We start from the raw sequence: 21,922 nt of genomic DNA, 5'->3' as shown, positions 1-21,922 counted from the left end.
AAGGTACCCATCTAGGCACCTGCAAAATATAACATCTTAATTATTTAAACTATAAATCATTAACTCTTTGATTTCATTGGCGTCCCGGAGAGGATTTGAACCTCCGACCTGCCCCTTAGGAGGGGGCTGCGCTATCCAGCTGTGCCACCGGGACTTTAATTAACGTCATAAGTCTACCGTTATCATTAAAAAATCTCAACTTCCACTGCGGAAAATTAAATTTTCATTTTGAAATTTATCATTAAGAATGAGTTAATTATGAGCATTTTGTAGGCTCAATGTGATATACTCGTCGACCTTTTACTTTGAGCATGCATGATGGACACTTCAGATATAAAATATCCATTTCATTCAGCCTGGAATTTTTTATGGCAGGTCATTAAGCCTTATCGTTGGTGGTATGTGTTAATGTTTCAGGCGCCGGTGCTCACTGCAATTTATATTTTTGCTAATAACTATTCGTTTAAGCTTCTGGTGGACGCGTTTTCCAGCGAGACGATTACTTCATATCATCAATTGGTGTTTCCTATTGTACTATTTATTACAGCGCAAATTGTACTGGATGTAGTTTGGCGAATTAGTGATTTTGCGGAGTGGAAAGCTGAGCCTTATGCTCGGCAAAGATTATTGTCATCTGCTTATGATTATGTCCAACATCATTCCTATAATTATTTTCAAAATACGCCCAGTGGTACGGTCATTAGTAAGTTAAAAGGCCTTTTGGATGGATATGATAGTGTTTTCGCTAATCTCCATCATGTTGTTGGAAAACATTTTTGTGTAGTTGTTGTTTCTGTTTTTGTTTTATTGGTAGTTAATTTTAGTGTGTTTTGTTTTATGCTGGCCTGGTGTGTATTAGTTATGGCAATTATGCTGCCTATGGCGCTTAAACTGAATCAGCTTTCTAATAATATGGCTGAGAGCAAACATCAGGTTATAGGTGCTTTCTCAGATAATATTACCAATATTTTCTCTTTGTTTTATTTCGCAAAACGACGAGCTGAACATCGACGTGTTAATGAGCTGATGTCGGCTGATTTTGTGCCTCGGCAAATTGAACTTTATCAGTATGATTTTAAATTCAATATAGTCGGATCAGTGCTGTATTGGTTCATGCTGATTGCGGTTTTTATTTTTATGATTTATCTGCGTATTCATGGTGAGATTTCTACAGGAGATTTTTTATTTGTTATGCTCACTGCCATTACCATTTCGTTCGATTTATGGTCGCTGATGAGTAGTCTTTGTACCTTTTTAAAAGAAATAGGAGATTTCAAATCGTCATTTGGTATTTTAGCTATGCCTCATGATGAAGTAGATGTGCCTCCTGCACAAGCATATCAGATAAATCAAGGGGAAATTGAGTTTAAACAACTTTCTTTTGCATATCGCGAGGGAGCTTCTTTTGTATTTAAAAATCTTAATTTACTCATCAAACCCGGTGAGAAGATTGGTTTGGTAGGGCACTCTGGTGCAGGTAAATCAACATTAATTTCGTTATTGTTAAAAAACTTCAGACCTACTGATGGACAAATTTTGATTGATGATAAGCCGATTTCAGAGATTACTTCAGATTCTTTGCGCCAACAAATTGCTCTTATACCCCAAGATATTATGCTTTTTCACCGCTCTATTGGTGAAAATATTGGTTATGCAAAAGAGAATGCAACGCAAGCAGAGATAAAACGAGCAGCTGAAATGGCTAATATTGATGATTTTATCGAATCTCTACCGGAGAAATATGATACGTTGGTTGGTGAGCGCGGGGTAAAACTTTCAGGTGGCCAGCGTCAACGCATTGCGATTGCACGAGCATTTTTAAAAAATGCATCCATTGTAGTTCTTGATGAGGCGACCTCAAGTCTAGATACACTTTCAGAACACGAAATTCAACGATCGATTAATGCCATGCTGGAGCAAAATAATGCTACAGTCATAGCAATCGCCCATCGTCTTTCTACCATTCGCCATATGGATCGAATTGTAGTGATGGAAGGGGGAGTTATTATCGAAGAAGGTACTTTTACCGAATTGGTAAATAATGAAGAGAGTTACTTCAAAATGCTTTGGGATAGTCAAGTTAATGGGATGGTTTTATAAAATGAAAAAATGTATTGTTTTTTTTATTGCTTCTCTTGCAATTAATTCAGTGGTTTTTGCCAATAATAACTGCTTTATAGCAAAAGAGAACAACGTCACGCTAAAACAAGAAGGGCTATGTACGGAGCGCCATTCACCTTGCTCAACTTTTAAAATTGCAATCAGTTTAATGGGGTTTGATAAGGGCATATTAATCGATAAAACTCATCCTGAATGGCCTTTCAAACAAGGATACAATGATTGGCTGGATGTTTGGAAACAGCCACATAATCCAACCACTTGGATACAGCACAGTTGCGTTTGGTACAGTCAGCTTATTACGCAAAAATTAGGAATGGAGCAATTTAAACATTATATGCAGGTTCTTAATTATGGAAATCAGGATGTTTCTGGTGATAAGGGTATGAATAATGGATTGGTTCGCGCTTGGCTGTCAAGTTCATTGCAAATCTCACCACAGGAACAAGTTGAGTTTTTATCTGCCTTAACTCAAAACAAGTTGCCTGTAAGTCGTTTTTCCATGCAAATGACTCGTGACCTTCTATTTATTGAGAATTTGCCAGGAGGCTGGAAGTTGTATGGTAAAACTGGGGCAGGGAATCCCTTCAAGAAAGATGGTTCACGTAATCAGGACAAGCAACTAGGATGGTTTGTTGGCTGGATAGAGAAGGATTCACATACTATTTCGTTTGCTCAATACATAGAAGATGATGCTACGCCTGATTATTCAACGGGGAAGCGTGCAAGAGAAATAGCGAAACAGAAATTAATATCATTGACTCAGTAAACTAAGTTCTGAGTGTTGTACCCTGAGTGCAGTAAAGTGGAACCCAGGAGTTCAAAATGAGCAAAACTCAATCTTTGCACTTGGGTTTCATATAAGTAGTGAACAAAATCAATGAGATTAACTGTTTTAATTTTCCCTCAAAAATGAGGGAAAGGCTGATTAAAAGTGGCCATGTACATGACTACCACCATGTCCGTGCACATGACTGTCACCATGTCCATGCACATGACTGCTGCTATGTCCATGAACTGTTCCGCTAGTAGGATGTCCATGTGAGTGAGCGGTACTTGCATAAACGGTCCCTGTACCATAATCAGAATAAGGAAAGCCATTATAAACAGAAGAAGGAGTGTAAAAACTATAACTTCCATAACTCCTGTATCCGGGAGTAGTCGTTCTTACTGTAGTATAAGTATTATTGTTACAACCAAATAAAAAAGGTACCACGAGCATAAGTCCAATTGCAAAAAGGGCAATGGGTAATACTGGTGTAAAAATAAAAGCTGATGCGAGTAATGTTTTCGCTGCTAGCGCAGTTGTTGCTACTGCAGCTGATTTTAGTGATACTGCAGCAATAACTCCTGCTGTGGCTATTGCAGCAGCAGAGAACGCCGCCATGCATTTGAGCAAAAAGCTATAATTAGTATCATCTTCCTGTTGTTTATTCTTCTTGGCCATTTCGTCACCTCATGTGTTGTACCAAATTAAAATGAATTTGAATTGAAATGTATTTTTTGAGTAATTGTCGAAATTGCATTTTCGACTGATTTAAGATTCTACTATAGGGAAGAAAAATGTCATCTTTATTTTTTTCTTATAGATTTTCTTATAAAACAGAATAAGTTTTTTGTACAATTATTTAAGGATGAAAGAAAACAAGGATAGTTTGTTTGATGGAATTTATATGATTTATTACCTGGTAAGGGTTAAAACCCTTACACAGGTATAGGAGATTATCCAACTAATTTTAAATTACCGCTATTCATCATCCCAGCTTAGTGTGCCGCCCGCTTGATATTCAATGACACGAGTTTCAAAGAAATTTTTCTCTTTTTTCAAGTCCATCATTTCACTCATCCATGGGAATGGGTTTGTAGCTCCAGGATATTGCTCTGGCAAGCCAATTTGGTTTAAACGACGGTTAGCAATGAAGTGCAAGTACTCTTCAAACATTTCGGCGTTCATTCCCAGGATGCCTTGAGGCATAGTGTCCTTAGCATATTGATATTCCAATGCTACACCTTGGCGAATTAGTTGAATCATTTCTTCTTTAAATTCAGGTGTCCACAAGTGTGGGTTCTCAATCTTAATTTGGTTGATGACATCAATACCAAAATTCATGTGCATGGACTCATCACGTAGAATGTATTGAAATTGCTCTGAAGTTCCTACCATTTTATTACGACGACCCATGGAGAGAATTTGTGTGAAACCAACATAGAAAAAGATTCCTTCAAAGATTACATAGAAGGCAATTAAGTCGCGTAACAAACGCTGATCATTTGCTACAGTACCAGTGTGGAATGTTTCATCACCCAAGCTTTGAGTAAAGGGTAGTGCCCAGGCTGCTTTAGTCGCTACAGATGGAATTTCACGGTACATATTAAAAACTTCCGCTTCATCAAGGCCTAAGCTCTCAATAACGTATTGATACGCATGAGTATGCAGTGCTTCTTCGAAGGCCTGGCGTAACAAGTATTGTCTGCATTCAGGATTCGTAATATGTCTGTAAACAGCGAGTACCAGATTATTGGCAACTAGCGAATCTGCTGTTGAGAAAAATCCCAAGTTACGCTTGATTATCAAACGTTCCGCTTCTGTAAGGCCGTTAGGATCTTTCCAGAGCGCTACGTCAGCGCTCATATTGATTTCATTAGGCATCCAGTGGTTAGCACAAGCGGTTAAATACTTGTCCCATGCCCATTTATATTTAAACGGAACGAGCTGATTTAAGTCTGCACGGCAGTTAATGATGCGTTTATCATCAACATGAATGCGCGCGGCCCCCATTTCGAGTGGTTCGTATCCAGTTGCACCAGTATGAATTATATCTTGGTGTTGTATTATGTTTTCTGACATTTAAATTCTCCTGATTATTGGCACGCTTCACAGTCTGGATCGAGTATGGAACATACCTTAGGTTCCTCAGCTATTATTTTAACTGCATTGAGTGCACCATCAGTTACAGTAGATTTCTCAGCATTGGATGCGCCTAAACTGCGTAAGTAATATGTGGTTTTTAATCCGCGTGTCCATGCATGCATATAGAGTTGATCCAATTTCTTACCTGATGGTTGAGCCATGTAGATATTCAGTGATTGTGCTTGATCGATCCATTTTTGACGACGAGAAGCCGCATCAACTAACCACATGGGGTCAATTTCAAAAGAAGTCGCATAACGCTTTTTCAATTCAGCAGGAATACGGCTGATTGGTTGGACGCTACCATTAAAATATTTCAAATCATTGACCATCACTTCATCCCAAAGATTCAATGCTTTCAAATCAGCAATCAAATAGGGATTAACCACAGTGAATTCACCTGACAAATTGGATTTTACATATAAATTTTGGTATGTAGGCTCAATGGATTGTGAAACACCACAAATATTTGAAATAGTTGCTGTTGGTGCGATCGCCATCACATTGGAGTTGCGCATTCCTTGTGTGCGAACTTTAATGCGTAAGTTTTCCCAATCCAGACGTTGTGAACGATCCTGTTCTAAGTATTTATTGCGAGCTTGCTGCAATAGATTAATTGAATCAATTGGCAATATACCTTTACTCCATAAAGAACCTTCATAACTGGAATAACTACCCCGTTCTTTAGCCAAATCACAAGATGCTTCGATTGCATAGTAGCTGATTAACTCCATAGATGAATCAGCAAACTCAACCGCTTCTTGAGAAGCATAATCAATTTTTAATTCATATAATGCATCTTGGAAACCCATTAAGCCTAAACCAATAGGTCTGTGTTTCAAGTTGGAGTTACGTGCTTGAGGTACAGAATAATAGTTAATATCAACCACATTATCCAGCATACGGATTGCAGTTCTAATGGTACGTTTTAATTTTTCAGCGTCCAATTTGCCATTTTTGATGTGAGCGGGAAGATTAATACTACCCAGATTACATACGGCAATTTCTTCTTCTGAAGTGTTGAGTGTAATTTCAGTACACAGGTTAGAACTATGAACTACACCAGCATGTTGCTGTGGCGAGCGTAAGTTACAAGGATCTTTAAAGGTCATCCATGGGTGGCCGGTTTCAAACAGCATGGATAACATCTTGCGCCACAGTTTGACGGCAGATAGTGTTTTTGTGTTTTTGATGAGGCCTTGGCGCGCTTTTTCTTCATACTCACAATAGAGTGTTTCAAACGCTTTACCATACTGATCATGCAAATTAGGTACTTCATCAGGAGAGAATAAAGTCCAATCCCCATTTTCACGTACACGCATCATAAATAAATCGGGTATCCATAATGCAGTATTCATATCGTGTGTACGACGTCGATCGTCCCCGGTATTTTTTCTTAGCTCCAGAAACTCTTCGACGTCTTTATGCCAACATTCCAGATAAGCGCAAACAGCACCTTTGCGTTTACCGCCTTGGTTTACTGCGACTGCGGTAGCATCAGCAACATTTAAGAAGGGAACTACACCTTGTGATTTTCCATTGGTGCCTTTGATATGTGAGCCCATCGCGCGAACTGGAGTCCAGTCATTACCCAAACCTCCGGCATATTTTGAAAGCAGGGCATTATCTTTGATTGCACTGTAAATTCCATCTAAATGATCGGGAACAGTGGTCAAATAGCAACTGGATAATTGAGGTCTAATGGTACCTGAATTAAACAGGGTAGGTGTTGATGACATATAATCAAATGAAGACAGTAATTGATAAAACTCTATGGCTTTTTCATTTTTATCTTGTTCACGTAACGCCAACCCCATCGCAACACGCATGAAAAATGCTTGAGGAAGCTCATACCGTACCCCGTGATCATGAATGAAATAACGATCATATAATGTTTGCAAACTTAAATAACTAAACTTCATGTCACGCTCGGGTAATAGCGCCTTGCCGAGTTTTTCCAAATCAAAATCGGCCATTTTTACGTCTAAAATTCCTTGTTTGATGCCATGAGCGATATATTCTTTGAAGTAAGCAGGATAAAGTTTGCTCATTTCATCAAAAGTAGCGTCTGAGTGAATTTCTAATTTACTCAGGGCTTCCATACGCAAACTGTCTAATAACAAACGAGCGCTAACATAAGTGTAGTTTGGCTCTTTTTCGACCAGGGTGCGAGCAGCCATGATCAGGGCTTTGTGCACGTCTTCAAATTTTGCTTGATTGTAAAGATTGCGCATCGCATCTTTAATAACAGGTTCTGCTTGGACATGTTCTAAATCACGGCATGCTTCAGCAACAATTGTATTCATTCGCTCTGTGTCTAATGGCTTTAACTCACCATCGGGCATGGTAATTAATAAGACTTTGCTATCAATAGCCTGTTGTTTTAATTCGTTTTCGCGGGCTTTACGATGTTCTTCTCGATACAATACATAAGCGCGAGCAACTTTGTAGTGACCACTGCGCATGAGCGCTAATTCGACTTGATCCTGAATGTCTTCAATATGAACTGCACCACCACTGGGTAAGCGACGTTTGAATACCTGGGTTATCTGACGGGTAAGATCTTCGATCTGTTGATGAATACGATCTGAGGTAGAGGCTGTACCGCCTTCATCAGCAATGAATGCTTTAGTAATTGCGACTTTAATTTTCGTATCATCATAATTTACTACTTTACCATTGCGCTTAATAGTTTTTAATAAACCAGGGGCATTAGCGGTCAATTCCAGTTGACTGGTTTGCGGTACATCATTTACCGGATCAAGAATTGCGGACATTTTTCCTCCACGCAGTTTTTATTGTTATGAATAGTCGAGTTAAATTTATTCACTATTGATTAGATTATAGCAGAAAACCCAATATATAGGGTCTTGTGTGGCTACTAACAACAAGATAATGTGTTTTTGGATGATGGTCAAGAGAATAATATGGGAGTATTTTGTGGATAAGTTGTGTGTTTATGCACAAATTGCTAGTAGTTATGGGGGGATAGCCCTGAATCTTTATTTTTTATGAAGTCCATTATCCGGGGTGCTACACTGCGCCCAGATTATTAGGTTACACGGTATCTCATTTTATCTTTTTTTTACGATAACAGCATCACTGACATTGGAAAATCCGTGAACATTTAATAGAAACGAACCAATGTGTGCATACAATTGACTCGAGCTTCCTCCATCCAAATTGATCGCATCGATGCAGGACAAAGGTGGTGATCTGAGCAATTGAGCAAGCTTGCTGGTAGTCATTGCTGCATTAGTTGAAACAAGGATAATGACTTTCCCATCACCCGTAATTCCCAGAGCAGAACGATCGGCAATACCTGGTTTTAGAGAAGGTATTTTCCGTTTAACTAATAATCGAGGGCCACTTTGAATAGCAAAATCAATATCACTATCATGGTTAAAATGTTTCAGACTTGAAATATAGGCCTTATTATTTTTTATATAAAAAATTCCCCACCAGCTAATTCGTTTTAAAGGGTTGATCAATTTTTTATTATTAATTCTGAGTCCAAGTGGATGAAATTGATGATCAAAAAAGCCTCCATTAATACTTAAAAGGGCTTTGCTGTGTTCGGCAAATTGATCTGCAGAGGCATTTTTTAAGGATAATTTTTTTGCATTAACTAATGCCAATTTATTTTTATTGAGATCGATACGAAATGCATAAATATGTGCCCAGGGCGAAAGTATTCCTCCAGCAAGATCTTGATATTCAATACCAGAGCTTAATTTCCGCCAATATCCCTCAGCATAGGAATAAAGTGGGGCGAATAGGAAGCAAAGAACAAATAATAAATGGAACAAATATGATTTGTTTGCAGGATAAACATTGGTTTGTGAAGACATGTTATTGTATCCTTATGTACATCATTCAACACCACGGAATCTCTTATGCAAATTAGAACGCAACATAACAATAGTGAAGTACATAAGTCAACAACAGATTTAACTCGTTTGATGAATGATGTACTTGAACTCGCAAAAAAAGAAGGTGCAACCGATGCGATGGTCGCAGTGAATAATGATAAAGGATTCTCAGTTGATGTGCGCATGGGAGAGGTTGAAACCGTAGCATTTAGTGAGGATAAAGGCGTTGGTTTGACTGTTTATATTGGTCAACGTAAGGGTGGAGCAAGTAGCACAGATACGTCACCTGCTGCGTTGGAAGCGATGGTTAAAGCGGCCTGTGATATAGCAAGAGTAAGCGCAGAAGATCCATGCTTTGGATTGGCGGATAAAGAGCTAATGACTAAAAATCATCCCGAGCTTGATTTATTTCATCCTTGGGATATAAGTCCACAACAAGCAATTGATATGGCTTTAAAATGTGAGCGTCATGCTTTATCACTGGATAAGCGAATAGCGAATTCAGATGGAGTGAATGTATCCTCTTATGAATCGCACCATGGTTTTGCAAATACATATGGTGGATCTGGATTTATTCACAGTACACGCCATAGTTTAAGTTGCTCTTTAATTGCGAAGGACGGAGAGGAAATGCAACGTGATTACGACTATACAACGGTCCGTAATCCTCAAGATTTGATTGATTTTCATGTAATTGCTAAAAATGCTGTTAACCGCGCTGTGAATCGTTTGGGGGCACAACAGATTGAAACACAAGCAATCCCCGTTATTTTTTCATCACGAATTTCCAGTGGTTTATTTTCAAGTTTTATTAATGCAATTAGCGGTTCAAATCTTTACAGAAAAAATACCTTTTTGTTGGATTCCATAGGACAACAAATTTTTCCAGAGTTTATTCGTATTTATGAACAGCCTCATTTACTAGGTGCTTTAGGAAGTTCAGCATTTGACAGCGAAGGGGTTCCAACGCGCCCTAATATAATTGTTGATAAAGGTCGTGTGATGCAATATGTATTGGGCAGCTATTCTGCGCGTAGAATGGGTTTAAAAACAACAGCAAATTCAGATGGAGTCCATAATTTAACAATTGACCCGACAGCAGGTGATCTGGATGATTTATTGAAAATAATGGGTAAAGGATTATTAGTCACTGAATTAATGGGGCAAGGAATAAATATTGTAACAGGTGATTATTCGCGGGGTGCCGGAGGCTTTTGGGTTGAAAATGGTGTAATTCAATATCCTGTTGATGAAATTACGATTGCAGGAAATTTAAAGGATATATTTAAATCCATTCTTGCTGTTGGTAATGATATTAATCCAAATATTGCGACACGATGTGGTTCGGTACTCATTGAAAAAATGATGGTGGCCGGGAAGTAAAAAGAATATAAGAATCCCTGCGTTATGGCAGGGATTTAATTTTTTAAGGTTAAATTACATCGTCTAAAGTAATGATGACTCCATATGGAAATCGTGTCAGCATCCCAATCTCCCCAATAAGATATGAACCAAAGTAGACGGATAAAATTCAAGTGGATATTGAGTATTGTTTGATTTTTTAGATAATATTCAATGAACATACTGAGTTTAATTCGCTCATCAGACTTGCTTTGTTGATTCTTTATTCTACGCTTTAGATAAGAGGATTGAATTGGAGTCAGCATGCGTAGGGTGATTTTAGCAGCATTGCTGGTAATGAATACTGCTTTTGCAGATGAAATTGTTGGTTTCGCTGCATATGAGAACGGAGATTATACCACTGCTTACCCTCATTTAATGCAATCTGCCCGGGATGGAAATGTTGAGGCAATGTATTTGCTTGGCCGTATGTACCAATACGGTGAAGGTGTTGCTAAAGATTACACTCAAGCAATAAGTTGGTATCAAAAATCAGCGGATAAAAATAATCCCTTAGCACAACTTAGTTTGGGCTTTATGTATGATTTGGGACAAGGGGTAAAACAAAATTTTCCTGAAGCCTTTAAGTGGTATATGAAATCAGCAAAGCAAGGTAATGCAATTGCTCAAAGAAATGTTGGTTTAATGTATGTATCTGGTGATGGTGTTCAAGCCAATAAAAAGACTGCATTTGAATGGTTTGAAAAATCTGCAAAAAAAGGATACAGCAAGGCACAAGTAAATCTCGCCTATGATTACATAATGGGGGAAGGAACAAAAAAAGATGTTAATCAGGCATTTTATTGGTATCAACAGGCAGCGGATCAGGGAGATGTGAGGGCTCAATATAGTTTAGGTCTGTTATATACCGGACAACAACAAGGTATTGCCCAAGATGATAAATTAGCGTTTTATTGGTTTTCGCAAGCAGCGAATCAAGGCCATGTTAAAGCACAAACTTATTTGGCTTATTACTACCTAAAAGGCTATGGCGTTGAGGCAAATCCAGAAAAAGCAGCTTATTGGTATCAGGCTGCTGCACAAAGCGGTCAGCCTGAGGCGCAAGCTGAAATCGGGCAGTTACTTCTTACAGGCACCGGTATTCCTAGAGATTACGAACAGGCGGTATATTGGTTTACTAAATCTGCAGCACAAGGAAACCCTATTGGTCAAGCCAAATTAGGTTATATGTATCTTGCTGGATTGGGTGTAGATAAAGATTGGATTAAGGCATATGCCATGTTTAAGATTGCTGCAAAAAATAAAAATGAAGAAGCGATTAGAGAACTTAAGCTGCTAAAAAATAAGCTATCTGAATCAGATATTAAGGCCGGTAACGAGTTAGCTGACGAAATACTCCATCAGAACACCATTCAACCGACTAAAGATGAAGATTAACTCAGTAGTATTTGAGATTAGAAAACATTAACGCTTTCTCTGAGGATATTGACAGAAATTTTTCCTTTTTTATCACGATTTCGTTTAAATAAGGTATATACAGTTAAATTGAGGTTATCACTCGTTGCCGAAGCGATACTGAGAAAATAATTACTCTCCAGGGTTATTTGATCGTTTGCTATATTAAGTTTTTTGAGTATTTCAGAGATTTTGCTTAATTCTTTAATTCCATTTTCTTTTCTCGCTTTAATTAATTCATTAAGTTGTGTTTCATTGGTTGTGCCGCTTAGCGATTTGAGTACTTTTATCGGTGCTGTATTAATATTAATGGGTGTAAATTCAGGTAATGCAGTAATTAAAGGTTCCAGGACCAAATAAAGAGATGCGTTCACATCCTTTACCAGACGTAGTTCTGATTTGCTGCTCATAAATTGGTGGCTAGGATAATAGGGTGGTTTTTGGCTCATATAATATGATAAGTAATTGTCATTACCGCGCGCCAAATCATAGGAGGAAAGCCAATCAATAATTGCTAGTGTTAATTTGACTTTTTCTGCTTCTGCATATTGTGGCACGGCTGTACTTATGAGATTTATGAATCCTATCATTGATTTTTTGTGTTCCAAATTATTAATATTATATCGAGATTGCAAATCATAAAGAGCACCTTTTAAGGTAACTGCGCTGTCGATATGTTCCATATCATGTGGGAATAAACTTACCACTCCTTGGACATTAGCTTTGGTAAATTCATTTTTTTTATTACTTAATTCACCCAATGCCCAAAAAGCAACTGTTTGTGAGGCGAGATAGACTTTATCGTGAGTGATCATAAGTCGTGTACGATAAATATCTAATTGAACTTTGGTGCTCATGGCTGTGGCGACAATCGCGACCAGTGTCATAATAAAAAGCGCGGTGAGTAAGGCACTTCCTTTTATGGTTTTAACTTGAAACATAAAGTGCACCCGGTAGAATAAAAAGTAAATTTATTTCGCCCTGATTCCGAAGAGTCATATTAATTTGTACTGCTTTAGGAAAAGGCTCTTTACGTTGATTTAAGCCTACTGCTTGTTCTCTCCATTCAGGAAGTATCTGTAAGTTTTGATTTAAATAACCAAAATGACAGTTATTAAGCTGATTTAGCAAGGGCTTATCTTCATAGATTTTTTGATCAATTATGTCGAGACTATTCCAAGTTCTACGGATCAGCGTTCCATGCTGGCAAAGATACGCAACTCGTTTTAGGGTGCTGCGCTTTTCAATGCTGCCAGGATTTACATTACCATCACGTGTGAATTCAAGATAATTTGTTTGTCCTATAAATGCAGGTAATAATCGCATCTCGTTACTGCGAATAGGGCGCTCTACAGTTTGACTGATATCTTGTTGAATGAGACTTATTGCAAGTTGTAACTCATTGAGACGTTCACTTTGTTCATTAACGCGGGAGCGTGTGGTAAATGCGTTATACAATACGGAAGAGGTGATGGTTGCTAGAATGGCAAATACTGCAAGTGCAATTAAGATTTCAATCAGAGTAAAACCGTTTACTTTTTTGGAAGTTATGTTTTTTTTCATGGTACATACCTGAATGCTTGCAGTTCCTCTCTAAATGGACCTGCTTTATCCGTGCTGACTGAAATAACTATTTTTTGAATATTTTTTTGTGGTGTCGAACTTACTTTTGCTCTCCAGTACCAATGCTCATTCAACATCATTGAATCTTGGGTTGTTTCCTGACTTTGATTAATTTGTAATAAATTAAGCTGAATCATTGCCACGCCTTGCATAGCAACCCAGTGACTTACTGATTTTTCTTTTACTCGGCGTGTCGTTTCGACATTTTGTGATATCGCTTTAAGCAAAGCAGTTAAGGCAATAGCAATTATGGAAAGTGCTAATAATACCTCAATTAGGGTGAATCCTGATTTATTATGATAAGGTCTCATTTAGTGTGTACCACATTAAATTTTAACTCTCCATTTCGTTTGCCAATCAGTAACGCCAAATTATTGTCCTTTTTGCTACCAAAATTTAATGTAAAAGGAGTTAGCTCGCCAGAGGAAGAAATAATAATGGCAGGAGCTCCCACTGGAGTTGGGTTAATTGTTTTTAAGGTAATATGTGTGTCTTTGGGAAAGTAAGTCATTTTAAACACTCCTTTATCGGAAATAGCTTTCCATTGAGTGTTGTTATTCAGTTGAAGTACTTGATAGCCTGTATTGTTAATACGCAGACCAAGCGTGCTGGTTTCCAAAATAGCTTGGTGCTGGGCCAAACGAAGCGTGTTCATGAGTTGTTCCGCTGAAAACAAGATACGTCGGCTCTCACCAAAGTCACCAAAAGCAATTAAGGCAAAACCGAAGGTAATGCCTATAATTACCAAAACAATCAAGATCTCAATGAGAGTAAAACCTTGATTAGACCTCTTGGAAACTGCTACTGCAGACGGGGATAGTTTCATTGATGCAGTTCCATATCCTTGCCTGCATACATCAGTTCCATGCTCTGTCTTTCCTCGCACTTCACTCTCTGTAGTGAATATCCAAAGAAGTTTATTATTTGGGTTCATCCCAGTTACCAATTTCGGCATTAATACCTGTACCTCCAGGTTGTCCTTCAGCACCGTAGGTAAATACATCTATATCGCCATGTTGTCCTGGATTTAAATAAAGGTAGTCTCTACCCCATGGATCTTTAGGGAGTGATTTGAGGTATTGTTTCCAATTATTAGGTACTGGATTTGATGTGGGTTTTTCAACAAGGGCCATCAAACCTTGATCTGTAGTAGGATAATTACCATTATCCAGTTTATATAAATCCAGGGCATTTTGTATGGCAAGCACGTCTTGTTTGGCTTTAACTCTTCGTGCCTCATCAGGGCGTCCCATAATTTTAGGTACTACTATGGAGGCGAGAATGCCTAATATGACAACCACTACCATAATTTCAATTAACGAGAATCCTTTTTGTTTATTCATTTTTACTCCGATTTAAACATAGATTGGATGAGTGAAGTGCACAACCTGAACTTCACCAGACTACAAGTTTTAAAATTTAAGTAATTAACTGCTCCATTGAAAAAATAGGTAATAAAGTGGCTAAAACAATAAATAAAACGATCGCACCCATCAAAAGAATCACCATCGGCTCCAATAACGTTAATGAGGTATCAATTAACCGTTTGACTTCATTATCAAGATGAACAGCTGCGCGTTCCATCATATTTGACAATTGGCCACTTTTTTCACCGCTAGCAATTAAATGGATTGCCATCGGACTAATATAACCCGTATCTTTTAACGCTTCGTTAATACCACATCCTTCTCTAACTTTTAGAGTAGCAGAGTCAAAAGCCTGCCGCATAACGACATTGGTTACAAGACTTGCTGCAACACGCATTGTCTCTAGAACACTCACTCCTGCAGCAAAAAGTATACCAAAAGTATGTATATAACGCGAAACATTAACTGTTTTTACCAAATACGACACTATAGGCAGCTTCAACAATAGACGATGCCAGGATGTTTTGATTTTTTCATTAGCGAGACTTTTTTTAAAGGCAATAAACATAAGAATAAGAGCAATTAAAGTATAAAGACCATAATCTCTAATGAAGTGACTTATATTAATTAACAATAGGGTCATTTCAGGCAGGGTTTGTCCGCCGCTGGTGAACACTTCAATGATTTTTGGTACTACAAAACTTAGCAAAAATGAAATAATCGCAATGGAAACAATGATCATGATAAGCGGATAAATCAATGCTTGCTGAACTTTCTGCTTTGTTATCTGTTGATTTTCAGTATAGTCCGCTAATTTTTCTAAAACCACATCTAGGTGGCCCGTTTGTTCGCCAGAACCCACAGTAGCACGATATAACTCAGGAAAGGCGTGAGGAAACTGGGCCATCGCCTGTGCTAGCCCATAACCTTCAAGCACTTTTGCGCGCACACCTATAATCAGTTCCCTGACTTTATCTTTTTCTGTTTGCTCACTCACTCCACGTAATGATTCTTCAACTGGAATACCGGCAGCAAGCAATGTAGCCAACTGTCGTGTAAACAGAGCGAGATCCGCGGCAGAAATTTTGCTTTTAGTTTGACTACCTGAACGTTGTTGAGTCAACACACGGATTTGAGTTGGAATTAATCCTTGATCACGCAATAGTTGGCGTGCATGACGCTCAGAATCTGCTTCTAGGACGCCTTTTGCTGTGTTGCCATTTTTTTGAAGCGCCTGATATTGGTAAGCACCCATAGTTTTTTATGGTTTATGTTAAAACATAGAGTGTAATCTATTGGGTTTAATAAGTCACTTAAGGTACACTATACAACCAGACTATCCTGGAGAGCAATAATGAGCAAAAATACGGTACTAGAGGCAATTAAGGAACATGATGCCAAATTAATAGACCTGCGATTTACGGACATTCGTGGTAAAGAGCAGCATATAACAATGCCAGTTTCAGCAGTTGATAATGATTTTGTTGAAAATGGAAAAATGATTGATGGCTCTTCCTTTAAAGGTTGGCAAAAAATCCACCAATCCGACTTGGCTTTGATGCCTGATCTGCAAACAATCAAACCGGATCCTTTCTTCCAAGACAACACTTTATTTATTCGATGCAATGTAGTTGATCCCAAAACAATGATGGGATATGAACGTTGTCCCAGATCATTGGCTTTACGTGCTGAAGCTTATTTGCAATCTACTGGTATTGCAGACACCGCCCTTTTTGGACCTGAGCCCGAATTCTTCGTTTTTGACAGCGTACAATGGGAAACAACCATTGGTGGCTCTTTTTATAAAATTGACTCAGAAGAAGCACAATGGTTTTCAGGAAAAGAGTTAGAAGGGGGTAATATAGGACATCGTCCATCGATAAAAGGCGGTTATTTCCCGGTTCCACCAGTAGACTCCTCCCACGATATGCGTTCTGCGATGAGCTTAACTCTTGAATCTTTAGGAATCGTTGTCGAAGCACATCATCATGAAGTGGCTACAGCAAACCAATGTGAAATTGCGACTCGATTTAATACATTAACCAAGAAAGCAGATGAATTACAGATTTTAAAATATGTAGTTCATAACGTAGCTCATAATTATGGAAAAACAGCTACTTTCATGCCAAAACCATTAGTGGGTGATAACGGAAGTGGTATGCATTGTCACCAATCACTAGTTAAAGATGGTGTGAACCTGTTTTCTGGCGATCAATATGGTGGTCTTTCAGAAACTGCTCTTTATTACATAGGTGGAATAATCAAGCACGCGCGTGCTTTAAATGCATTTACTAACCCATCAACCAATAGTTACAAACGACTGGTTCCTGGTTTCGAGGCTCCAGTTCTATTGGCATATTCAGCAAGAAACCGCTCTGCTGCGATTCGTATTCCTCATGTGAATAATCCTAAAGCGCGTCGTATCGAAGTACGTTTCCCTGATCCTACAGCAAATCCATATCTGGCATTTGCCGCTATGATGATGGCTGGGTTGGATGGTATCCAAAGAAAAATTCATCCAGGTCAGGCTATGGATAAAGATCTTTATGATTTACCGCCAGAAGAACTTGTTGATGTACCTACAGTTTGTGCTTCTCTCGAACAATCTATGGAAAATTTACAAATGGATCATGATTTCTTATTACAAGGTGATGTATTTAGTCAAGATTTTATTAATAACTACATCAGCATGAAAGAAGAGGAAATAAGTAAAATAAGAAGCCTGACCCATCCTTATGAGTTTGAATTATATTACAGCCTCTAGGAATAAGTGGTGATGAGTAAATTTTTTGTTTCTCTGTCATTGATGATGGTAATTTGCGTATCTTATGCTACGCAAATTTTCAGATGGACTGACAGTCAGGGCAATGTTCATTTCAGTGATACTCCCCATCCGGGAGCTGAAACTGTGACTATTCCTGATTCACAAAGTTTTTCATCACCAGCCTCCTCAACCTCTCAAGCTTCAACGCAAGAACCGGAACAAACTGACCATCCTGATATAGTGAAGTTAAAGCATTCTTATACCAAAATTGCAATTGCTGAACCTGCAAGTGGTGCAACGGTTCGTAACAATCAAGGTTTTGTCATGGTCACTGCTCAAATTGAGCCTGACTTGCTTCCTGGAGATAAGTTACAACTGCTTTATGATGATGTTGCTCTTGGTGAACCGCAAACAAATCTAACCTTTGAAATAAAAGGGATGTACCGGGGCTCTCATTCCTTGGCAGTGCAAGTAATGGATGCTGAGGGAAATGTGATTGATAAGAGTGAACCTATAACAATTTATGTTTTTAGACCACGGGTAGGTATGGTTCCTGGTACTGCACCACGTTAAGTTTCTACGGACTGATTATGCTAATTTTATTATCACCAGCTAAAAAATTATTAAATAGTTCCAAGCCTTATTCTGGAACGACATCCAATCCTATGTTTGTTGATAAAACCAATAGTCTAGTTAAACTGATGAAATCTAAATCAGTAGCTGATATAGCTGCTTTGATGGATTTATCCAAGGATTTGGCCGAATTAAATTATAAACGTTATCAAGATTTTTGTTTGGACAATACAGGCTCATCACATGCATATCCTGCATTACTTCTTTTTCAGGGAGATGTGTACCAAGGTTTAAAAGCTGCAAGCTGGGAACAAACGACGATTGACTATTCGCAAAATCATTTGCGCATCTTGTCTGGGCTTTATGGCGTATTAAAACCTCTGGATAATATCCAACCTTACCGGCTTGAAATGGGGGTTCATTTGCAGAATCCAGCTGGGAAGAGTTTGTACGATTTTTGGCAAAAAACAATAACGGATGCACTAAATCAAGAGTTAGCAGCTCAAAAAAATCCAGTATTGATTAATTTAGCGTCTAATGAATACTTTAAGGCTGTAGATACAAAGGGATTAAATTATCCGATTATTACGATCAATTTTTATGAAAAAAAGAATGATCAGCTGAAAATGATTGGTATTCATGCTAAAAAAGCACGGGGAACAATGGCTAAGTTTCTCATGCAAAATCAATTTGATGATCTGGAGCAGCTTAAACAATTTAATGAGTTGGGTTATAAGTTTCATCAATCAACTTCAACTGTTAGCCATCTCGATTTTGTAAGAGATACTCATTAATGTGACAAAATGATTTATAGCCTGGGTGGAGCGCCACGAAACCCAGGAACGTAAATTTTTATATATAACCCGGGTTTTGCTGCGCTCCATCCAGGTCTCAAAATTTGTTTAATCTATGTGGAATTTATCCAGTCGAGTACATCGTTTAAATCAATTTCCTGATGACAAGGTGAGTTGCTATGTTAAAAGAGATGATGAATTAGGTTGTGGAATTAGTGGTTCAAAATTACGTAAATATGCCAGCCTTTTTCCTTATTTAATTGATCAGGGGGTTCAGCATTTAATTATTATTGCCGGACCTCAATCTAATAATTTACTTGCTGCGTTACAATTAGCCCGAGAATTCAAGCTGAAAGTGACTGCATTTTTGATTCAGCCGTGGAAATTGGAATTACGAGGAAATTATAAATTAAGCCGCTTATTCCTTGAGGAACAGGAAATTGTCTGGATTGAGCGTGATGATTGGCCAAATGTTAATGAATTGGCATCTGATTATTTACAGACTCTAAATGAACCTGGATTTGTATTGCAAGAAGGTGCGAGTGTTCCACAAGCAATGAGCGGCGCATCAACTCTTGCTGATGATATTGGTGTAAATGAGCATACTTTAGGGGTGACGTTTCAACATATTTTTATTGATGCAGGAACAGGTTTTTCTGCTGCGGCCCTCATCCAAGGGATGGCTCGATTAAATCATTCAGCACAGATTCATGTATTGCTATTAGCTGATAATGAGGCAACATTTAGGGGAAAATTGAAACTATGGCTTGAATTAATTCCTCAAAATTTTCTTTGCTTTTATCCTACTACTGCTAAAGCCTTTGGCTCTGTGAATCAAACCATTATAAATGAAGTTAAACGTTTAGCGCGAGAGGAGGGTATTTTGGCTGATCCCATCTATGCAGCCAAATTATTTTACGCATCCAGGAACTATATTAAAACCCAACAATTGAAAGGTAATGTATTAATTATTCACTCCGGCGGTACCTTAACCATGCCTGGATTTGATTATAAATAATTTGTGACATTAATTTCATTCGTTTCCCCTTGAAATTTATCGACTGAAACCCTATATGACAATAAATCATAAGAAAATGTGTTAGTCATAGGAGAGTAGGTAAATGTCGAGTAAGCAACAAACCATGGGCTTTCAAACAGAAGTAAAGCAAATGTTGCATTTGGTAGTACATTCGCTTTATAGCAACAAGGAGATATTTTTACGTGAGTTAATTTCTAATGCTTCGGATGCATTAGATAAATTAAGATTTTTGGCTTTATCAAATGGCTCACTGTATGAAAGCGATTCTGATTTAAAAATTACTGTTGATGTTAATGAAAAGCTAAAAACTATAACCATTAAAGACAATGGTATTGGCTTAAGTTGGGATGAGGCTGTTGAAAATCTAGGTACAATCGCGAAATCTGGTACTAAAGAATTCATGAGCCATTTAACCGGAGAAAGTGCAAAAGACTCTCAGTTAATTGGGCAGTTTGGTGTGGGTTTCTATTCGGCATTTATTGTTGCTGATAAAGTAACCGTTAAAAGCCGACGTGCGGGCTTGAAACCTGAAGAGGGAATTATTTGGGAATCGAAGGGGGAAGGCGAGTTTACCATTGATTCTGAAAATAAAGTAACTCGAGGTACTGAAATCACCTTACATATTAAAGATGATAATGATGAGTTCCTGAGTAATTGGCGTATACGCAGCATTATTAGCAAATACTCAGATCACATTTGTTGGCCCATCGCTATGAAAAAAATATCTGAGGATGATAAAGAGTCAAAAGAATATGAAACAGTAAATAAGGCAACTGCTTTATGGACAATGCAAAAATCAGATATTACTGACGAAGAGTACAAACAACTCTATAAACATATTTCTCATGATTTCCAGGATCCATTGACTTGGTCGCATAACCACGTTGAAGGAAAGAATGATTACATTTCTTTGCTCTATATTCCATCGCATGCACCATTTGATTTATGGCAGCATGAAACGAAACATGGCTTAAAGCTTTATGTTAAACGCGTTTTTATTATGGATGATGCCACCCAATTTTTACCACGCTACTTACGTTTTGTAAAAGGTATTGTTGATGCAAGTGATTTACCACTCAATGTGTCACGAGAAATTTTACAAGATAACAAACAAGTAGAGAGCATTCGTTCTGCATGTACAAAGCGTGTTTTATCCATGCTTGAAAAAATGAGTACCCAGGATAAAGAAACCTATCAAAAATTTTGGAATGAATTTGGTTTGGTCTTAAAAGAAGGGCCGATTGAAGATTTTACCAATAAAGAGACAATTGCTAAATTGCTGCGTTTTGCAACAACTGCAACTTCTGAGAAGCAAGAAGCAACATTGGATGAGTACCTGAGTCGTATGAAAGAAGGGCAGGATAAAATTTATTATATCACCGCCTCCAGTTATAACGCGGCTAAAAATAGTCCTCATTTGGAAATCTTTAAGAAAAAAGGAATTGAAGTATTGCTCCTTAGCGACAAAATCGATGAGTGGTTAGTTGGTTATCTGAGTGAATATGCTGGGAAAAAACTGCATTCTATTTCCAAGGGTAAAGTAGAGTTAGGGGATGAGTCACCTGAACAAATCAAAGAACAGGAAAAGACATTGGAACCTTTGTTAAACCATATTAAGAAGGTTTTAGATACCCGAGTTAAGGATGTTCTGGTGACAAATAGGCTTACTGATTCTCCAGCGTGTGTTGTTGCTGATGAGCAAGATATGGGATTAGAAATGCAACGTATTTTGCAGGCTGCTGGCCAACAGGTTCCTATGAGCAAACCCGTTTTTGAGATAAACCCCGATCATCAAATTATTAAGCGTTTACATGATGTTCAAGATGATGATTTATTTGAATTATGGGTCACCATGTTGTTTGAACAAGCTGTTTTAGCTGAGGGTGGTCAATTAGATAATCCTGCAGATTTTGTAAATCGTGTGAATCGATTATTGGTTTCATCTGTGGCGTAAAATAGTTTTAGCCTATATCCCGCGGTTTTTTCGTGGGATATAGGCTAAAGTATGTGTCATTAACCTAATAAAAGTATACCGATACTTCAC

The 21,922-nt window shown here is 38.0% G+C and carries 20 protein-coding genes and 1 tRNA gene; 9 read left to right on the top strand and 12 right to left on the bottom strand.

Annotation, left to right across the window (positions count from 1 at the left end; genetic code table 11):
* Window positions 1–77: 77 nt before the first annotated feature.
* Window positions 78–154 (bottom strand) — tRNA-Arg (locus DGG96_RS08940).
* 161 nt (window positions 155–315) lie between these two features.
* Here DGG96_RS08940 and DGG96_RS08935 point away from each other — a divergent pair.
* Window positions 316–2,100: an ABC transporter ATP-binding protein gene (locus DGG96_RS08935; RefSeq protein ID WP_233590567.1), complete on the top strand. Its 1,785-nt coding sequence runs from the start codon at window positions 316–318 to the stop codon at window positions 2,098–2,100.
* 1 nt (window position 2,101) lies between these two features.
* Window positions 2,102–2,887 carry a class D beta-lactamase gene (gene blaOXA, locus DGG96_RS08930; protein WP_110142405.1) on the top strand — a complete coding sequence of 262 codons (786 nt, stop codon included), beginning with the start codon at window positions 2,102–2,104 and terminating at the stop codon, window positions 2,885–2,887.
* A 159-nt stretch (window positions 2,888–3,046) separates the two neighbouring features.
* On the opposite strand, the gene DGG96_RS08925 is transcribed toward blaOXA, so the two are convergent.
* From DGG96_RS08925 to DGG96_RS08910, 4 genes are all read right to left on the bottom strand, one after another.
* On the bottom strand, window positions 3,047–3,565 hold the full coding sequence (locus DGG96_RS08925; RefSeq protein ID WP_110142376.1) for a hypothetical protein: 519 nt from the start codon (window positions 3,563–3,565) through the stop codon (window positions 3,047–3,049).
* A 300-nt stretch (window positions 3,566–3,865) separates the two neighbouring features.
* Entirely contained in the window at window positions 3,866–4,966 is a 1,101-nt protein-coding gene (locus tag DGG96_RS08920) for a ribonucleotide-diphosphate reductase subunit beta (protein ID WP_110142375.1), read from the bottom strand.
* A gap of 14 nt (window positions 4,967–4,980) precedes the next feature.
* Window positions 4,981–7,806: a ribonucleoside-diphosphate reductase subunit alpha gene (locus DGG96_RS08915; protein WP_110142374.1), complete on the bottom strand. Its 2,826-nt coding sequence runs from the start codon at window positions 7,804–7,806 to the stop codon at window positions 4,981–4,983.
* A gap of 297 nt (window positions 7,807–8,103) precedes the next feature.
* Window positions 8,104–8,880, bottom strand: a complete 777-nt coding sequence (locus DGG96_RS08910; RefSeq protein WP_110142373.1) for a phosphodiester glycosidase family protein — start codon at window positions 8,878–8,880, stop codon at window positions 8,104–8,106.
* Window positions 8,881–8,925: 45 nt separating this feature from the next.
* On the opposite strand from DGG96_RS08910, the gene pmbA reads away from it, so the two are divergent.
* Window positions 8,926–10,284: a metalloprotease PmbA gene (gene pmbA, locus DGG96_RS08905; protein ID WP_110142372.1), complete on the top strand. Its 1,359-nt coding sequence runs from the start codon at window positions 8,926–8,928 to the stop codon at window positions 10,282–10,284.
* A gap of 35 nt (window positions 10,285–10,319) precedes the next feature.
* Here pmbA and DGG96_RS21040 read toward each other — a convergent pair whose 3' ends face one another.
* Window positions 10,320–10,568: a hypothetical protein gene (locus DGG96_RS21040; protein ID WP_205872614.1), complete on the bottom strand. Its 249-nt coding sequence runs from the start codon at window positions 10,566–10,568 to the stop codon at window positions 10,320–10,322.
* On the opposite strand from DGG96_RS21040, the gene DGG96_RS08900 reads away from it, so the two are divergent.
* On the top strand, window positions 10,567–11,700 hold the full coding sequence (locus DGG96_RS08900) for a tetratricopeptide repeat protein (protein WP_110142371.1): 1,134 nt from the start codon (window positions 10,567–10,569) through the stop codon (window positions 11,698–11,700). The genes DGG96_RS21040 and DGG96_RS08900 overlap by 2 nt on opposite strands.
* A gap of 17 nt (window positions 11,701–11,717) precedes the next feature.
* Here the strand turns inward: DGG96_RS08900 and gspK are convergent, their stop codons facing one another.
* The 6 genes from gspK to lspF form a co-directional block, all read right to left on the bottom strand.
* Complete coding sequence (gspK, locus tag DGG96_RS08895) at window positions 11,718–12,659, bottom strand: type II secretion system minor pseudopilin GspK (protein WP_110142370.1); 942 nt, start codon at window positions 12,657–12,659, stop codon at window positions 11,718–11,720.
* The gene (gene lspJ, locus DGG96_RS08890; RefSeq protein ID WP_110142369.1) at window positions 12,646–13,281 is read right to left on the bottom strand and encodes a GspJ family T2SS minor pseudopilin variant LspJ; all 636 of its coding nucleotides are present in this window, start codon (window positions 13,279–13,281) and stop codon (window positions 12,646–12,648) included. The genes gspK and lspJ overlap by 14 nt, the downstream gene beginning before the upstream one ends.
* On the bottom strand, window positions 13,278–13,652 hold the full coding sequence (lspI, locus tag DGG96_RS08885) for a GspI family T2SS minor pseudopilin variant LspI (RefSeq protein ID WP_110142368.1): 375 nt from the start codon (window positions 13,650–13,652) through the stop codon (window positions 13,278–13,280). The genes lspJ and lspI overlap by 4 nt, the downstream gene beginning before the upstream one ends.
* Entirely contained in the window at window positions 13,649–14,275 is a 627-nt protein-coding gene (gspH, locus tag DGG96_RS08880) for a type II secretion system minor pseudopilin GspH (RefSeq protein WP_276309317.1), read from the bottom strand. Before gspH ends, lspI begins: the two co-directional genes overlap by 4 nt.
* Window positions 14,262–14,684: a GspG family T2SS major pseudopilin variant LspG gene (lspG, locus tag DGG96_RS08875; RefSeq protein WP_110142367.1), complete on the bottom strand. Its 423-nt coding sequence runs from the start codon at window positions 14,682–14,684 to the stop codon at window positions 14,262–14,264. Before lspG ends, gspH begins: the two co-directional genes overlap by 14 nt.
* Window positions 14,685–14,760: 76 nt before the next feature.
* The gene (lspF, locus tag DGG96_RS08870) at window positions 14,761–15,963 is read right to left on the bottom strand and encodes a GspF family T2SS innner membrane protein variant LspF (RefSeq protein ID WP_110142366.1); all 1,203 of its coding nucleotides are present in this window, start codon (window positions 15,961–15,963) and stop codon (window positions 14,761–14,763) included.
* A gap of 99 nt (window positions 15,964–16,062) precedes the next feature.
* Between lspF and glnA the strand changes: the two genes are divergently transcribed.
* The 5 genes from glnA to htpG all read left to right on the top strand — a co-directional run bounded on the left by glnA (window position 16,063) and on the right by htpG (window position 21,832).
* The gene (gene glnA / locus DGG96_RS08865) at window positions 16,063–17,472 is read left to right on the top strand and encodes a type I glutamate--ammonia ligase (RefSeq protein ID WP_110142365.1); all 1,410 of its coding nucleotides are present in this window, start codon (window positions 16,063–16,065) and stop codon (window positions 17,470–17,472) included.
* Window positions 17,473–17,484: 12 nt separating this feature from the next.
* The gene (locus DGG96_RS08860) at window positions 17,485–18,045 is read left to right on the top strand and encodes a DUF4124 domain-containing protein (protein ID WP_110142364.1); all 561 of its coding nucleotides are present in this window, start codon (window positions 17,485–17,487) and stop codon (window positions 18,043–18,045) included.
* A 17-nt stretch (window positions 18,046–18,062) separates the two neighbouring features.
* Complete coding sequence (gene yaaA, locus DGG96_RS08855) at window positions 18,063–18,839, top strand: peroxide stress protein YaaA (protein ID WP_110142363.1); 777 nt, start codon at window positions 18,063–18,065, stop codon at window positions 18,837–18,839.
* A gap of 115 nt (window positions 18,840–18,954) precedes the next feature.
* Window positions 18,955–19,857 carry a pyridoxal-phosphate dependent enzyme gene (locus tag DGG96_RS08850; protein ID WP_110142362.1) on the top strand — a complete coding sequence of 301 codons (903 nt, stop codon included), beginning with the start codon at window positions 18,955–18,957 and terminating at the stop codon, window positions 19,855–19,857.
* A 103-nt stretch (window positions 19,858–19,960) separates the two neighbouring features.
* Window positions 19,961–21,832: a molecular chaperone HtpG gene (gene htpG / locus DGG96_RS08845; protein WP_110142361.1), complete on the top strand. Its 1,872-nt coding sequence runs from the start codon at window positions 19,961–19,963 to the stop codon at window positions 21,830–21,832.
* Window positions 21,833–21,922 lie beyond the last annotated feature (90 nt).

Source organism: Legionella qingyii, assembly GCF_003184185.1.
The sequence above is the reverse complement of the archived record's forward strand: the minus strand, read 5'-3'. Positions and strand labels throughout refer to the sequence as shown.

Excerpts from the sequence above, each read along its gene's own strand:
- DGG96_RS08935 (WP_233590567.1), top strand. The coding sequence starts at position 316 with ATGATGGACACTTCAGATATAAAATATCCATTTCATTCAGCCTGGAAT.
- blaOXA (WP_110142405.1), top strand. The coding sequence starts at position 2,102 with ATGAAAAAATGTATTGTTTTTTTTATTGCTTCTCTTGCAATTAATTCA.
- DGG96_RS08925 (WP_110142376.1), bottom strand. The coding sequence starts at position 3,565 with ATGGCCAAGAAGAATAAACAACAGGAAGATGATACTAATTATAGCTTT.
- DGG96_RS08920 (WP_110142375.1), bottom strand. The coding sequence starts at position 4,966 with ATGTCAGAAAACATAATACAACACCAAGATATAATTCATACTGGTGCA.
- DGG96_RS08915 (WP_110142374.1), bottom strand. The coding sequence starts at position 7,806 with ATGTCCGCAATTCTTGATCCGGTAAATGATGTACCGCAAACCAGTCAA.
- DGG96_RS08910 (WP_110142373.1), bottom strand. The coding sequence starts at position 8,880 with ATGTCTTCACAAACCAATGTTTATCCTGCAAACAAATCATATTTGTTC.
- pmbA (WP_110142372.1), top strand. The coding sequence starts at position 8,926 with ATGCAAATTAGAACGCAACATAACAATAGTGAAGTACATAAGTCAACA.
- DGG96_RS08900 (WP_110142371.1), top strand. The coding sequence starts at position 10,567 with ATGCGTAGGGTGATTTTAGCAGCATTGCTGGTAATGAATACTGCTTTT.
- DGG96_RS21040 (WP_205872614.1), bottom strand. The coding sequence starts at position 10,568 with ATGCTGACTCCAATTCAATCCTCTTATCTAAAGCGTAGAATAAAGAAT.
- gspK (WP_110142370.1), bottom strand. The coding sequence starts at position 12,659 with ATGTTTCAAGTTAAAACCATAAAAGGAAGTGCCTTACTCACCGCGCTT.
- lspJ (WP_110142369.1), bottom strand. The coding sequence starts at position 13,281 with ATGAAAAAAAACATAACTTCCAAAAAAGTAAACGGTTTTACTCTGATT.
- lspI (WP_110142368.1), bottom strand. The coding sequence starts at position 13,652 with ATGAGACCTTATCATAATAAATCAGGATTCACCCTAATTGAGGTATTA.
- gspH (WP_276309317.1), bottom strand. The coding sequence starts at position 14,275 with ATGAACCCAAATAATAAACTTCTTTGGATATTCACTACAGAGAGTGAA.
- lspG (WP_110142367.1), bottom strand. The coding sequence starts at position 14,684 with ATGAATAAACAAAAAGGATTCTCGTTAATTGAAATTATGGTAGTGGTT.
- lspF (WP_110142366.1), bottom strand. The coding sequence starts at position 15,963 with ATGGGTGCTTACCAATATCAGGCGCTTCAAAAAAATGGCAACACAGCA.
- glnA (WP_110142365.1), top strand. The coding sequence starts at position 16,063 with ATGAGCAAAAATACGGTACTAGAGGCAATTAAGGAACATGATGCCAAA.
- DGG96_RS08860 (WP_110142364.1), top strand. The coding sequence starts at position 17,485 with ATGAGTAAATTTTTTGTTTCTCTGTCATTGATGATGGTAATTTGCGTA.
- yaaA (WP_110142363.1), top strand. The coding sequence starts at position 18,063 with ATGCTAATTTTATTATCACCAGCTAAAAAATTATTAAATAGTTCCAAG.
- DGG96_RS08850 (WP_110142362.1), top strand. The coding sequence starts at position 18,955 with ATGTGGAATTTATCCAGTCGAGTACATCGTTTAAATCAATTTCCTGAT.
- htpG (WP_110142361.1), top strand. The coding sequence starts at position 19,961 with ATGTCGAGTAAGCAACAAACCATGGGCTTTCAAACAGAAGTAAAGCAA.